This window comes from Pedobacter jeongneungensis, from assembly GCF_000633455.1.
GTDB lineage: Bacteria > Bacteroidota > Bacteroidia > Sphingobacteriales > Sphingobacteriaceae > Pedobacter > Pedobacter jeongneungensis_A.
Genome location: NZ_AYMG01000016.1, coordinates 21,486 through 36,531, shown reverse-complemented (window position 1 = coordinate 36,531; position 15,046 = coordinate 21,486). Strand labels below are relative to the sequence as shown.

General features: G+C 40.0%; 12 protein-coding genes. 6 read left to right on the top strand and 6 right to left on the bottom strand.

The genetic code is table 11. The features are described 5' to 3' along the window. Positions 1-36 precede the first annotated feature (36 nt). From U859_RS0115325 to U859_RS0115300, 6 genes are all read left to right on the top strand, one after another. A complete protein-coding gene (locus U859_RS0115325) occupies positions 37-2,436 on the top strand; it encodes a TonB-dependent receptor (protein WP_025144232.1) in 2,400 nt (799 codons plus the stop codon). 459 nt (positions 2,437-2,895) lie between these two features. Further along, positions 2,896-3,480 carry a TetR/AcrR family transcriptional regulator gene (locus U859_RS0115320; RefSeq protein WP_025144231.1) on the top strand — a complete coding sequence of 195 codons (585 nt, stop codon included), beginning with the start codon at positions 2,896-2,898 and terminating at the stop codon, positions 3,478-3,480. Positions 3,481-3,529: 49 nt separating this feature from the next. Continuing rightward, on the top strand, positions 3,530-3,994 hold the full coding sequence (locus tag U859_RS0115315) for a hypothetical protein (RefSeq protein ID WP_025144230.1): 465 nt from the start codon (positions 3,530-3,532) through the stop codon (positions 3,992-3,994). 14 nt (positions 3,995-4,008) lie between these two features. Beyond that, positions 4,009-4,344 (top strand): DUF3817 domain-containing protein, encoded by a 336-nt coding sequence (locus tag U859_RS0115310; protein ID WP_025144229.1) that lies wholly within the window; start codon positions 4,009-4,011, stop codon positions 4,342-4,344. A gap of 9 nt (positions 4,345-4,353) precedes the next feature. Further along, positions 4,354-5,337 carry a c-type cytochrome gene (locus U859_RS0115305; RefSeq protein ID WP_025144228.1) on the top strand — a complete coding sequence of 328 codons (984 nt, stop codon included), beginning with the start codon at positions 4,354-4,356 and terminating at the stop codon, positions 5,335-5,337. Between the two features lie 193 nt (positions 5,338-5,530). Beyond that, entirely contained in the window at positions 5,531-6,112 is a 582-nt protein-coding gene (locus U859_RS0115300) for an outer membrane beta-barrel protein (protein ID WP_025144227.1), read from the top strand. A 520-nt stretch (positions 6,113-6,632) separates the two neighbouring features. Here U859_RS0115300 and U859_RS0115295 read toward each other — a convergent pair. The 6 genes from U859_RS0115295 to U859_RS0115265 form a co-directional block, all read right to left on the bottom strand. After that, on the bottom strand, positions 6,633-9,740 hold the full coding sequence (locus U859_RS0115295; RefSeq protein WP_025144226.1) for an efflux RND transporter permease subunit: 3,108 nt from the start codon (positions 9,738-9,740) through the stop codon (positions 6,633-6,635). Positions 9,741-9,767: 27 nt separating this feature from the next. Next, positions 9,768-10,856, bottom strand: coding sequence for an efflux RND transporter periplasmic adaptor subunit (locus tag U859_RS0115290; RefSeq protein ID WP_025144225.1), 1,089 nt, complete (start codon positions 10,854-10,856; stop codon positions 9,768-9,770). 5 nt (positions 10,857-10,861) lie between these two features. Continuing rightward, on the bottom strand, positions 10,862-12,130 hold the full coding sequence (locus U859_RS0115285; protein WP_025144224.1) for a TolC family protein: 1,269 nt from the start codon (positions 12,128-12,130) through the stop codon (positions 10,862-10,864). 78 nt (positions 12,131-12,208) lie between these two features. Next, entirely contained in the window at positions 12,209-12,481 is a 273-nt protein-coding gene (locus tag U859_RS0115280; protein WP_025144223.1) for a hypothetical protein, read from the bottom strand. A gap of 482 nt (positions 12,482-12,963) precedes the next feature. Beyond that, a complete protein-coding gene (locus tag U859_RS0115270) occupies positions 12,964-14,322 on the bottom strand; it encodes a sensor histidine kinase (RefSeq protein ID WP_025144222.1) in 1,359 nt (452 codons plus the stop codon). After that, positions 14,322-14,999: a response regulator transcription factor gene (locus tag U859_RS0115265; RefSeq protein ID WP_025144221.1), complete on the bottom strand. Its 678-nt coding sequence runs from the start codon at positions 14,997-14,999 to the stop codon at positions 14,322-14,324. The genes U859_RS0115270 and U859_RS0115265 overlap by 1 nt, the downstream gene beginning before the upstream one ends. Positions 15,000-15,046 lie beyond the last annotated feature (47 nt).

The following is a 15,046-nucleotide window of genomic DNA, read 5'->3' as shown; positions in this document are numbered from 1 at the left end:
CATCCTAATTTTAAAACAGTCTAAATAAGAATTAAAATGGTGATAAATTTACTTTCAGGTTATAGCATGTCTAAGCCGAAACCAGGCGCTATAATTTTGTTTTTCATATGTCTTTTCACTTTGGGTTCGGCCATGGCTCAGGGAGGCAAACCAGAAAAAGGTACAATCACAGGTAGAATTACCATTACAGATGGCAGCAGTGCTCAAGGGGTGACCGTAAAACTTAAAGAGCTTAAAAAAGCTACCGTAAGTGATGCAGATGGAAAATTCGAGTTGAAAAATCTTCCATTTGGTAAATACACGGTGCAAATGCTTAGGGTAGGCTTTGATGGTTCTACACAAACCGTTGAAGTTACTTCTGAAAATCCTGTGGCCAACCTGGAACTTAAATTGGATTACTCTTCTCAAAAACTGGAGGAGGTAATCGTTAGCACCGGAGGAAACAGGTTTGCCAAAAAAGAAAGTGAGGATGTTTCGAAGATGCAGTTGAAAAACATGGAAAATCCGCAGGTTTACAGCGTGGTAAGTAAAGAGCTGATGAAAGAACAGGTAATAACTGATTACAACAGCGCTTTTAAAAACGTCCCGGGGGCAGGTATCGCAGAGGTGCGTAACCAGGGTAGAACAACCAACATTTCGAGGGGTTTTGCTACACCACAACTGGTAAGGAATGGTGTGGGAAGTTTTACCTATACTACAATCGATCCGGCCAACCTGGAACGCATTGAGGTAATTAAAGGTCCTGCGGCAACCTTATTTGGCAGTACCATATCCTCATTTGGTGGTTTATTTAACCGTGTAACTAAAAAACCTTTCGATACTTTTAAAGGAGAAATTTCTTATTCGGGTGCAAGTTATGATCTGAATCGTTTAACAGCAGATGTGAATACCCCGTTAAATGAAGAAAAAACGGCTTTATTAAGGATTAATACCGCTTTACATAGCGAAAGAAGTTTTCAGGATGCAGGTTTCTATAAAAACTATCTAATCGCACCAAGTTTTTCTTATGCCGTAAATGACAGACTTACCTTATCATTAGATGTGGAGATGAGTGGTTCAAAAGCTACATCGCCAACACGATTGGTGATAGCGCCAACACTGGTGAACTTAAAAGCCAGGAGCATAACCGATTTAGGTATACCTTACAAACTTTCTTTCGCCAATAATACGGTTAGCTACACCAGTCAGCAGTATAATATTTTTGCACAGGCGAAATACAAAATCTCTGAGCAATGGAAATCGCAAACGGTTGTATCGCGCACCCGTTCATCGTCTGAAGGTTATACTGTAGCCTTAAGTTTATTAACCGATTCTACCCTAAGACAGCAAGTTACCAATCAGGATAATCCCTTTTATGGTACTGATATCCAACAAAATTTTAATGGTGATTTTAAAATTGGTAGCCTGCGTAACAGGGTCGTTTTAGGTGTTGATTTTTATAGCCTTCGTGCTTTACGTAACGATGCCACAGTAAATATGCCCGCTTTAAACTTTAAAAAACCGGGTGCTGCCTACAATAATTTCAACTTAACTAAGGTAGCACCTTTATTCAATACAGCTACTTATTTAAATCAGGTTTCGAATGATGAAACTACTTACAGTGCTTATGCTTCTGATGTGTTGAATGTTACCGACAGGTTATTGATTATGGCAGGGGTGAGGGTAGACCGTTACTTTAATGGTGGAACTTATGATGCAAGTACCGATATTACCAAAGGAAAATACAATCAGACTGCTTTTTCACCAAGATTTGGAGCTGTTTATCAGATTGTGAAAGATAGGGTATCAGTGTTTGGTAATTACATGAACGGTTTTAGTAACAACGGTGGTTCTGATTTTGATGGTAATACCTTTAAGCCAAGTTATGCGAACCAGTTTGAAGGTGGTGCCAAATTCGATCTTGACAAAATCACCGCTACTTTTAGCTATTATGATATTAAAGTTACCAATACCCTTTACGATGATGTGGCACATGCCAATTTTTCTTTACAGGATGGTACTCAGTTGAGTAAAGGATTTGAAGCCGAAATTATTGCCAATCCGGTACCAGGCTTAAATATTGTAGCAGGTTATACCTATAATGATAGTAAATATACCAAAGCCAATGCAAGTGTTGAAGGTTTAAGACCAGCTACCGCAGGTGCGCCTAAAATGGCCAACTTATGGATCAGTTACCGTTTGATCAATGGTCCTGCACAAGGTTTGGGCTTCGGTTTCGGAGGGATTTATGGTAGCTCGTATAATCAGGTAAATACGGTGGCATTTAAATTCAGTATCCCATCTTATACCGTGCTTGATGCAGCAGTATTTTATGATAAACCAAAATATAGAATCGGGTTAAAGGTGGATAACTTAACCAACGAACAATACTGGTCGTTCAGGTACGCGGCGCAAACCCCGGCTAAAATTACAGGTAACTTCACTTTTAAATTTTAAGAGATAATTCCAAAAAGCATTTAATAAGGCTGGTATCTGAAAATGGTATCAGCCTTTTTATTTAACCACAAAGTTGCACGGAGATATGGCACAGAGAAACACTGGATAGGGCCTTATATACTTAATTAATGTTTTATTATCGCTGTTATTCTGAACGTAGTTAATAATCTGTTTCTAATAAAATACAGATTGCATAGTGCTGTTTTAGATATAAGATATACCAATGCGGCAGATTTTCCGTGTTAATCTGTGCATCCGTGGCTGAAAAATCATGGATTCATCATCTCACGCAGATTAACTGAATGCTTCTCATTAATCCTTCGACTCCGCTCAGGATGACGAACTGTTTTAAGAATTCTATCATCCATTTTACATCTTTCATCATTTAAAATATGACATATCTATTAAACTCTTAATCTCCAATCATTCTATCTTTGCCAACATACCAATTAGTATGTTATGTCCAAAGCGGCCGATACACGGATGATGATTTTACAGAAATCTTTCGAATTGATATACCGAAAGGGATATCAATCAACGAGTATTGATGAAATTATTGCCACTACACAAGTCACCAAAGGCGCTTTCTTTTATCATTTCAAAACCAAAGATGACATGGGACTAAGCCTGATCAATGAAGTGTTGTACCCTGGCATGTACAATGTAATGATCAAGCCCTTGGAAGAAGCTAAGGATCCTGTGAAGGCTATTTACAAGGTAATGGAAAACCTGCTGAATGATTTTGTATTCTTTAATCCCGATTACGGCTGTCCGGCCATTAACCTGATCGAAGAAATGTCGCCGATGAATCCTGTATTTAAAAAGGCACTCGCCAAATTGGTTAAACAGTGGCAAAATGCAATTGTAGCCGCACTTAACAAAGGGCAGGCAGATCATATATTTACCAGCACTTTTGTACCTGAAGAAGTGGCCATGGTGGTAATATCAGGCTATGGTGGTGTAAGAAATATCGGTAAAGCTTTGGGTAAATCGAGTTATAAAACGTATCTAAGAGGGCTTAAAACCTACTTAATAAATCTCTAAATTTTTTTATACTATAACATACTAATTAGTATGTTTTGATTTTTTTATCATGCATCAGATCCTTTTAAGCCTACATTCAATCAACCGCTGGCTAGTACTTTTATCACTTCTTTACAGCATTTATCTGGCGGCCATGGGTCGTTTAAAACAGCTGAAATTTACGGCCAATGCCAATTTTGTAAGGCATGTTACGGCCACCATTTCGCAGATTCAGTTGCTGCTGGGTTTAAGTTTGTACATGATCAGTCCCGTGGTGAAGTATGCAGTAGCAGAATCCGATAATAACCATTTGGTGAGCGAGCATGTATTTTTTAAGTATATCCATATCTGGCTGATGGCCACTTCGGTTGTGCTGATCACGCTTGGCTCGGCAAAGGCAAAGAGAATGGAGACTGACGATCAGAAATTCTCGACCATGCTATTTTGGTTTAGTTTGGCACTTTTGGTTATTCTAGTGGCTATTCCATGGCCTTTTTCGCCTTTTACAAACCGTCCATTTTTAAGATCATTTTAAATCATTAAGTTGTTATGTTAAATCTGTTAAAAACCCCGATTGGGAGATTGCGGCTAACTGGTTTCCTGGAAGGAACCTCATTATTGGTACTGGTATTTATTGCGGTGCCGTTAAAATACATCATGCACAGGCCCGAACTGGTAAAGTTAATGGGGCCGATCCACGGACTGCTGTTTTGCCTTTTTGTTTTTATTACGTTTAGTGTAGGCGTGGCCTATAAATGGGCGTTCTCTAAAATAACCTGGAAGGTGTTATTGGCCTGTATCATTCCTTTTGGCACTTTTTACATCGATAAATACATTCTAGCGCCGCAATCGGCGATGCATGAAGGAGATGAACATTTGAATTAGTGGTGTGGAATGAAGTATAAAAAGTACATCATTATTGCAGCCGTATTGGTGTGCCCGATTGTATATGTATGGTCGTGCCATAATTCGGGGAAGAGAAATATTGATAACGGGATCAGTTTTAATAAGAAACTTTCTTTTTATCAGCTTTTTAAAGGCGAAATGTCGGCTCTCGAACCAGCTGATGGTGTAGCGGTTTTCCAGCTTTCCTCCACACTTTTTACTGATTATGCGGAGAAACAACGTCTGATCAAATTGCCTAAAGGAAAGCAAATGGTATTGAGTGGCGATGGCCTGCCTGTTTTCCCCGAAGGAACTATTATTGCCAAAACTTTTTATTACTCGAAAGTTAAGGATAAGGGCAGGCGGCTGATAGAAACACGTTTATTGATTCTGCATCAATCAAAATGGAATGCGGCTACTTTCCGTTGGAATGCAGCACAAAATGATGCTGATCTGATTACTGATGGGGCAAACATTCCTATTGATTTTACAAGTTTGGATGGAGAAAAGAGGAAGATTGCTTATCATATCCCAACTAAACAAGAATGTGGAAGCTGCCACAGGCAAAATGATGCGATTATCCCAATCGGGCCGAAAGCAAGAAATCTGAATATCAAGGTTGAAAGAACAGGTGAAAATATCAATCAGCTGATTTACCTGATGAAAAAAGGAATGATAAAAGAAACTAAAATTAATTCTTTAATCCATTTAGCTGATTACCAGGATATTTCATTGCCTTTAGAACAACGGGCGAGGGCTTACATGGATATTAATTGTGCCCATTGCCACCAGCAAGGTGGATTTGCAGGAAATACCACGCTAAACCTTGATTATCGGACAGGTTTGGAGCATACAGGGATCAAATTTAATAAGAGCAACATCATCATCAGGACAAGCAAGATGGGCGAATTCCACATGCCAAAATTAGGCACAACCGTTATTGATGATGACGGTATAGCGTTGATGAAAAAATACATTAGTGAAATTAAATAGTTGTTATCATTTAATGATTTTGGCAAGTTACTGAAGATCAGATTTTTTATTTACGGGTAACTTTTATCATAAAAAACAGTTTTTGATGTGATTTTATGGCGCTCTTTTTCAGTGATTTAAGGGTAGGAGTATATTTTTCTTAAACTATATGTATAGGCGCGTGTTAGAGATGGATAATAAAAAATTATCTATCATGAAAAAAAATCTATTAAAATTAGTATTCGCTGCATTATTGTTCGCAGGTAGTGCACAGGCACAAATTCAAAAAGGTAATGTAATGGTTGGAGGAAACCTAACCAATATCAATCTTGGTTTAGATGCACCAAACATTTTCAGTATTGATATTACCCCAAAAGCGGCCTGGTTTATTCAGGATAATGTAGCGGTGGGTGGTTACGTAAACTTTGGTTTAGAAACGGCTAAAAACTCAAGCACCACAACAACTTATGGTGTAGGTGCATTGGGTCGTTATTACGCTGGAAAAGATGTTGAAGTATTGAAACACGGACGTTTCTTCGCAGAGGCAACTGTTGGTGTTGGTGGCGTAAACGTTAACAGAGGTGGTGCAAACACTAACGGGTTAGATTTAAGTGTAGGTCCTGGTTTTGCCTATTTTATTACCCCTAACATTGGTTTAGAAACTTTGGTTAAATACAAAGGCCTTGTAGGTTTTGGTAATTCAACCACGCAAAACAACCTTAATCTGTCTTTTGGATTTCAGATTTATCTGCCAGGAAGAGGAACTGCTAAAAAAGTTAAAGGTGATATGAACTAATATTTGTTCATGTTAATTCATCAGATTTTTTTCTGATGATAATAAGGTCTGTTTCTAATGCCAGAAACAGACCTCATTTTATTATAACCATTTATAGAATCTATTGAAAAAGTATTCTATAATAATAGCTTGTTGTATAAGAAAGTTCGTACTCACAGCGTATACCTATCGTGTGGACACAAAATACTGCAACTATTTTAGTGCTCTCTGCCGCACGGCATCAAACTTTTGAGGCATCAAAAGTATGCAAAAATGCTTCGTCAATCCAGCTAGGAGCCTTCACACAAGCCCACGCACATCAAAAAAACAGGGGCACTTCGTTTTGTTTGTAAAATGCTTAATGAAAGTTCTTGCAAGCATTGAACACAAAACCACTGCGTTTGAGGTTTGGTAGAGCTAATTGTTCTGTTGTACATCTGTTTTTTTGATTTTCCTGGCTCTTGGGATTGACTGGCGTTCTTCGGTAAAGGTAGATTGTTTTTCAAAGCAAGCTAGCGCGGAGCCTTAAACGATACTTAAATTAATTAACTTTTCTACGGTACGACCAGTAAAATACGATCGGATAAACAAAAAGGTTAAAAAGTGTATTGGTAATTAATCCGCCAATAACTACAATGGCTAATGGCTTGGATGCTTCCGAACCGATCCCGGTAGAAAGTGCTGCGGGCATTAAACCGATGGCAGCCATTAAGGCTGTCATTAATACCGGCCTGAACCTGCTTGCAATTCCATCACGCATGGCATCGGTAAAAGTCCAGCTGGGGTGATGTTTCAGGTCAGCGATGTTGCTTTTGAATCGGGTAATCAGGATTACGCCATTCTGCACGCAGATCCCGAATAGTGCAATAAAACCGATTCCTGCAGAAATATTAAAGTTTACGCCGGCAGCCAAAAGGGCTAATATTCCACCAATCATGGCAAAAGGAACATTGTTGAGTACCAATAATGCATCTCTGAAATTGCCAAAAAGTACGAACAGGATAAAAAAGATCAGCAATAAACTTACCGGAACGGCTTGCGATAACCTTGCAATGGCTCTTTGCTGGTTTTCGAAATCTCCGGCCCATTCCAATTGATAACCCTGTGGCAGTTTGATTTTTGCATTTACTTTTTGTTGTGCTTCAGCAATTACGCTACCCATATCGCGACCGCGTATCGAAAATTTAATGGCACCATAACGTTTGTGCTTATCGCGGTAAATCATACTCGGGCCGGTAATTTTACGGATGCTCGAAATTTCGCCCAATTGCACATTAGATCCTGATAAGGTAGGCACCCTTAATTTACTGATCGAACTTTCGTCGTTTCTGAAATCTTCAGGGTAACGGATAATGAGATCGAATTTGCGCTCACCTTCATAAATCTGGGTAGCGGCTTTTCCGCCAATGGCCATTTCGATTACCGCATTCGCATCAGCTGTGCTTACACCATAAAGCGCCATTTTTTTCTGATCGAGGTTGATCTGCAGCTCTGGCTGACCAAGATTCCTTAAAATCCCCAGATCTTCAATACCCTCCACCGTTTTTAAAATGCTTTCTATTTTTTCTTCTTCATTTTCGATGTATTCGAAGTTTTCGCCAAATAGTTTTACCACGATCGAGCCTTTTACACCCGATACGGCTTCTTCTACATTGTCAGAAATGGGCTGCGAAAAATTGAGACTTATACCGGGAAAACTCTTTAATTTTTCCTGCATGCGCTCAATCAACTGTTCTTTGGTCTGCTTACGTTTCCATTCTTTACGTGGGTAAATGTCCACATGAAATTCCATGTTGTAAAAACCAGTGGCATCAGTTCCATCGTTTGGCCGGCCGGTTTGCGACATCACCTGTTTTACTTCTTCAAAACTTAAAAAGATCTTCCTCATCTCGTTCGAAAGCTTTTTGGTTTCATCCAAAGAAATACTTAAAGGCCCGGTGGCACGTACATAAATGGATCCTTCATCCAAACTGGGCAAAAACTCTGTGCCCAAAAATTTAAAGCTAAAAGCACCCAATAATAACACAATAATCGAAATGCTAAAAACCAGTTTCTTTTTGCTAAAGCAAACATCATAAAATTTAAGTGTTGCTTTGGTAATCCATTCTAAAAAGATATTATGTTTTTCTTTTACATCCTTTTTTAAAAGTACACTGGCCATGGCGGGTACGAGTGTAAAGGTTAAGATTAAGGCGCCCAATAAGGCAAAACTTAAGGTCCAGGCCAATGGGGAGAACATTTTTCCTTCCACTTTTTCAAAAGTGAAAATCGGAAGCAAACCAGTAATGATAATTAGTTTGGCAAATAAAATACCTTTACCATTTTCGAGACAGGCTTTTTTAATAAAACCGAGTTTGCTCATTTTATTAAACTTTTCCATGCCCAGTTTTTTGGCTTTGGCGTCTAATATGACGAAAATCCCTTCAACCATTACTACGGCACCATCGATAATGATCCCGAAATCGATTGCCCCCATTGATAAAAGATTGGCCGGCATGCCTTTTAATTTGAGGCAGATAAAAGCAAAAAGTAATGCCAATGGGATAATAATCGAAACAATTAAGGTGGTACGCCAATCGGCCATAAACAGGAACACGATGAGGGTTACAAACAAAATACCTTCGAGCATATTACCCATTACAGTGTGTACGGAATAATTTACCAGGTCTTCACGGTCGTAAAAGGGTTTGATTTTTACATCATCGGGTAGAATGGAATTGTTTATGGTATTGATTTTTTCTTTCAACCTTGCAATTACCTCGCTGGGGTTACCGCCCTTTCTCATGACGATAATGCCTTCAACTACATCGGGATCCCTGTCTCGGCCAACCTGACCCAAGCGTGGCAAGGCCGATTCGGCTACATCGGCAATGGTTTTAACATAAACCGGGGTGCCATTGATGTTATCGACCACCACATTCCTGATTTCGTCTATATTGTTGAGTACGCCGATACCACGTACTACATAAGCCTGACCGCTCTGTACGATGACATCGCCACCTACATTGATGTTACTTTTAGATACTGCTTCGAAAAGTTCAGTGGCGCTCACGCCGTATTGGATGGCTTTCTGCGGATCCACCGTGATTTGATAGGTTTTTACCTCTCCACCAAAACTTACCACATCGGCAATGCCCGAAACGGATAATAATTCGCGCTGGATCACCCAATCCTGCAGGGTTTTTAATTCGCGGACCGATTTTTTGTCGCTGGTTAAAGTATAACGAAATATCTCACCAGTTGGGCCATATGGTGGCTGTACTTCGGGCTGAATCCCTTCGGGCAGATCGGCTTCTTCGAGGTGGTTATTTACCTGCACGCGTGCTTCTGCATAATCTACATCGTCTTCAAAACTTACTTTAACAATGGATAAACCAAATAGGGAAGAAGAACGGATACTGGTTCGTTTTTCGGTGGGGTTCATCGCAATTTCCAGCGGCCTGCTCACAAACTTTTCTACTTCTTCGGCACTGCGGCCTGGCCATTGAGTGATGATGGTGATATTGGTATTGGTTACATCCGGAAAGGCATCGATGGTGGTATGCTTGAAGCTTAAATAACCAGCAAGGATTAAAATAAAAGTGGCAAAAAAGATGAAATATTTGTTCTTCAGTGCAAAGCCGATAACGCTTTTTATGAATTTATTCATTTTTAAAATCTAGGAGATGAAAAGAAATTATTGTGTTTTTAGGCTTTCGAACAAGAAAACCTGTTTGGACGCAATAATGCGGTCACCGGCTTTTACGCCTTTACTGATGTAGGTTTTATCGGCCATTTTGCGGCCGATTTCGACCTCCTGAATCCTCACTTTATGATCCTGACGCAGAACGAGTACGTAATTTTTGTTCTCATCGAAAATAACTGCCCTTGAATTTAACACCGGAAGATCGATAGCCGAATTTGCCGAAACTTTCACGGTTCCGAGCATGCCTGGTTTTAATAAAAAGCCAGGATTAGGAATTACCACACGCGCATTCATCACTTTGCTATCCTGATCAACCTGGTTGTATAATTTCTCAATTTTTCCTTTAAAAACCTTATCGGGGTAGGATAGGGTAGATAAATTCACCTCATCGCCAGCTTTTACCCGCGAAATATCCGATTCGTAAATGTTAATCATGGCCCAAACGTTGGAGAGATCAGCAATGGTGAAAAGGCTTTTGTCGTTATCGCCCCGCAACTGCATGTTCTGGGTTACATTTTTTTCGATCACAAAACCATTGATCGGCGATTTAATGGCGTATAATCCGCTGCTGCTACCCCCATTGAGTTTTAATACCGAACTGGCCCTTTTTGCTTCTGCTTTTTTGATCTGATAATCGTTTTTGGCCTCTTCCAATTCTTTTGAGGATGATAAACCACTTTGAAAAAGTTGTTCAGCCTGTTTTACCGATCGTTCTGCATTTTTAAGTTCGGCATTGGCAGCAATAACTTCCTTATCAAAACCGGCCATTTCTGAGCTGGTGAGGGTTGCTAAAGTTTGTCCGCTCGAAACCTGATCGCCCAACCGTACCCCAACACGGTTTACGGTTCCGCTTACCATGGGGAATAGTTCTGACCGGCGTTCTTCATTTGCTGCAATTTTTGCCGAAAACATCAGTTCTGTTTTGCTGTTGGCCTGTTGTACGGTATCGATCAGTAAGCGATTGATCAATGAGTCGGTGATGGTAAATTTTTCTGCCGGTGCTGCGGTTTTATGTTCGCTACAGCTAAAAATTAAACTGGTTGCGGCTATGAGTACTGTGTTTTTATAGAGATTTTGCATTGGGATTATTTAAAAATGTTAGAGCCGGTTACATAATTGAGTTCAGCGCGGGTGCTCATTCTTTCGAATTGGAGTTTGTTCAACTGCAGTGTATTTTCTTTGTAAGCATCGTAGAGGTCTAAAAATTCGATCAGACTGATGTTCCTTGCCTTGAAGTTTTTAATGAGTCCCGAAATGAGTGTATTAAAGTCGGTTGTAAATGCAGGATCGATTTCTGCATACAATTTTTCATTGCGCAAAGCAGTTTTATAAGTATTAAATACTTCGTTTTCGAGTAATGCTTCCTGTTTTTTAATATTCATATCGGCTGCAGCTATACCAACTTGTGCCTTTTTAATTTCACCCTGGTTTCTGGAGAAAAGTGGAATAGGAATCTTTAATCCCAAACCGGTATATTTTTCGGGATAATTGCCTTTTAGATCGTAACTAAGGCCGATTTCTATGTCAGGGATGGCCATTGCTTTTTGCAGTTTTAAATTACGTTCGTTATAAAGTAAGTCGGTTTTGGCTAGTTTAAGATCAGCACGGTTGGCTCTGGCCGAGTCGAGCAGCGTGCTGTAGGGAATTTTATCGGCTGATAAATGATGATCTGCCTGATCTAAAACCAAATCGATCAAAGTAGCTGCGTTAATGCCACAGAGCAGTTTTAAATCTTTGTAATTGTCTTCCAGTTCGTTTAATAAGCCAGCCTGTTCGGCCTTGAGATTAATCAACAATGATTTGATCCTGATCACATCTTTTGCAGCAACATTGCCCATTTTTAACTGGACATCGTAAGCTTTCAATAACTGATCGGTGGAGCTGATCTGTTCCTGATAAACCTTTACCGATTGTGCAGCAAAGTAGGTTTTATAAAAAGTATTAACCAGTTCAAATTTCAGCGTTCTTAGCAGATCGAAATATTCATATTCGGCCAGTTTTACGCCTGTTTGGGCCAGTTTGATGTTTTTGTTACGTTTGCCGGCAAGTTTAAACAGCTGCGAAATAGATCCGGCATATTGTCCGTAAGCATAAGAAGTTTGGAAAAATTTCTTCGTTTCATGGTTGTAAAAGAGGTTTTCGTATTCGAGCGTAGGGTTCTCGAACAGTTTGGCGGTAATGATTTCGGCTTTTGCTTTATCAACCTCATAATTACTGGCCAGGAGGTCGAAATTGTTTTTTAGAAAAAGGCTTTCGGCCTGACTCAGGTTTAAGCTCAGGGTATCGGTTTGTGCGAAAGTTGCTCTGGCTGTTAGGGCCGAAAAGAAAATGAGCAACGTACATATTCTTGTCATCCAGCAAAACTATCCTTGCCGAATTAAAGGCGGATTAAATGGGAATTAAAAGGGGATTAAAGTTGGGGATCGACTTGTCTACATCACTGTTATTTTTTGTTCCATGGCTAATCCTTGCCTCAGCTCTCCGCCGCCGATGGGCTCTTTCTTTTTGGTGTCAAAAAGACCAGCGAAGCTAGCTTGAATACCATTGAAAATATAAATACTGATGAAAAAACAAAAAACACCGGCTGAAAATTTTTCTTTCGAAGCTGGTGAGATGGCTTGGTCGGTGCAAGCCGAAAAATTTGTTAGGCCGGATTTAAGTGGAACGTTGATACTGTGCTTTGGCCCAGCTGGGAGGAAATGCATAAATAAATGAAGCAACGATTAATGATTATGCTTGCGCTCGTTTCCAAACGAGTGCATAAATAGTTAAACGATTTTATCGGTGTAAACGATAAATTATTTAATGCTCGTTAAAAAAGAGCGTTAGCAAAATTATGAAGACGTCAAACTCAGGTGAGTTTAGGTGCCCGAGGTGGTGATAAAAAATAAAAACTACGCTGTTTAATTTACCACCTTAGTTACCTTAGAACAGCTAAGCTGTTAAATGCTCCTTTACTCATACCGTCATTTGGAGCGGACCCGATAGCTATCTGGTGTAGCGCAGTCGAGAACCACGAAATGCTCAGCGAAGCTAAATCTGTCTCGAGGTAGATCTCTCCGTTTCGCTGCCCTTCAGTCGAGATAACAAACATTGTACGAGTATTAGCGGAAGTTCATTGTGCATCAAAGACCCTGAAATGAATTCAGGGTGACGATCGGATTGTTAAAGAGCGAGGAACTTATCGCTAGCAACTAGAGCTTTGCAACCTCACGGTAAAAGTGCAACCACCTTTTTCGTGGTTGTTTACGGTTATTTCGCCTTTAAGCAGATCGATGATTTTCTGGGTCATGTAAAGTCCCATTCCTTCACCGCTATGGTCGTGGGTTTTTGCACGGGTGTAAAAAGGTTTAAAAATATCGGCTTGATCTTCTGTAAGGATACCTATCCCCAGGTCGGTGATATGGATGAGGAAATTATTTTCAGTGGCTTCGACAAAAATATTTACTTCCTGATTGTTGGAAAATTTAAAAGCATTGGAAATGATATTGTCCAAAGCAATCTGTAATAAAACCGTATTGGCTAAAATTTGAGGATTTGAATCAAATGGAACCTGATAAGTAATGTTAAGATCAAAATTTTTCTGCGATTTCCATTCGGTTTGAATCTTTGAAAGCAGGTCGTCCAGCCTGATTGGTACAAGCTGGGAATTGATCAGTTCGAGATCCATTTTGGCCAGGGCAACTAAACCTGTAATGATGTGTTCTATTTTTTCGGCATCCTCAAGCATGGAACCGATTACTTTTTGATAAGCTGCCTGATCCCTTTCTTTTGATAAAGCAAGTTCAGCGGTCATCATAATGCGGGTAACAGGTGTTCTTAATTCGTGGGAAGCATTTGCCACAAAGGTTTTCTGCAAAATAAAAGCCTGTTCCAGTTCTTCCATTAAATGGTTAAAACTTTGGGCGATGAGGTTGATTTCGTCTTTATTGTGATTTTCTTCCACCCTGAATTCCATGTTTTGCGAGCTGGCCTGTTTTACTTCGAGCATGAATTTTTGCAGGGGTTTCAGCATTTTTTGTGCAACCCATCGGCTTAACAACAATACGATAAGTGAAATGAGGATGAACACAAAAATCATGATCTTCAATAATTTGGCTAATCTATTGTGTGAGCCTTGGTCGTCGGCCGAAGCCAGAATTACAAAATCGCCCTGGTTATCTTTGTAATAAATACCCACCACCTGTCGCTGGCCATCCGTGTATTTTAAACGACCTTTTTTACGTACTTCATCAATAGTGGAGTTGGTCCAATATTGCGCAGAATCGCCAATAAAGGTTGCCCTGTTTTTATTGTCGTAAATGCGGGTAACTTCACCATTCAACTTTTGGAGGTATTTATGGCGGACGGTATTTAAGGCGTCTCTACTGATTTCGTCGGCTTCGAGGTAAAGTTTTGCCGTAACCATGGTACGGTCGGTGAGGCGCTCAAAGAAATCAGCTTCCAGAAACTTCATAAAAGTAAAATACACGGTACAGAGCACGGCGAAAAGCATCGAAGTGCTGATCAGGGTAAAGTATAGTGCTATACGGTCTTTTATTTTCATTATTTCAGGATATAACCCATGTTGATTTTGGTATGGATGAGTTTGCGATCAAAATCTTTTTCGATCTTTTTCCGCAGGAAATTGATATACACATCAATTACATTGGTTCCGGTTTCGAAGCTGATATCCCAGGCCTGTTCGGCTATAAACTGCCTTGAAAGTAAACGGTTGGGGTTGCGCATAAACAGTTCGAGCAGCACAAATTCTTTGGCACTTAATTCAATTGTTTTACCGCCTCGACTTACTTCTTTGCTGTACGTATCGAGTGTAAGGTCTTCGAAATATAATTTGTGATCTGTTTTAGTTTCAACACCAGGTTGCCGGCGTAAAAGTGCGGCAACCCTGGCCAGAAGTTCTTTCAGGTGAAAAGGTTTTACCAGATAATCATCGGCCCCAGCTTCTAAACCGGTAACTTTATCATCAATGGTGCCCATGGCGGTAAGCATGAGGATTGGCGTGTGCACATCATTTTCCCTGATGTGTTTGCAAAGTTGGATGCCATTGAGGCCGGGCATCATCACGTCGATAATCAGCAGATTAAAGTTTTCGCCCAAAAATAGGTCTAACGCATCAATCCCATTGGCAACGGTAAGCACCTGATAATTGTTTTCTTCGAGTGCCGACTTTAACAATTCAGCAATTTTAGGGTCGTCTTCAGCTATTCCAATCTTTAGCATGCAACAAAAGTAACCATCTCATCTTAAAACGGGATTAAAATGGATGG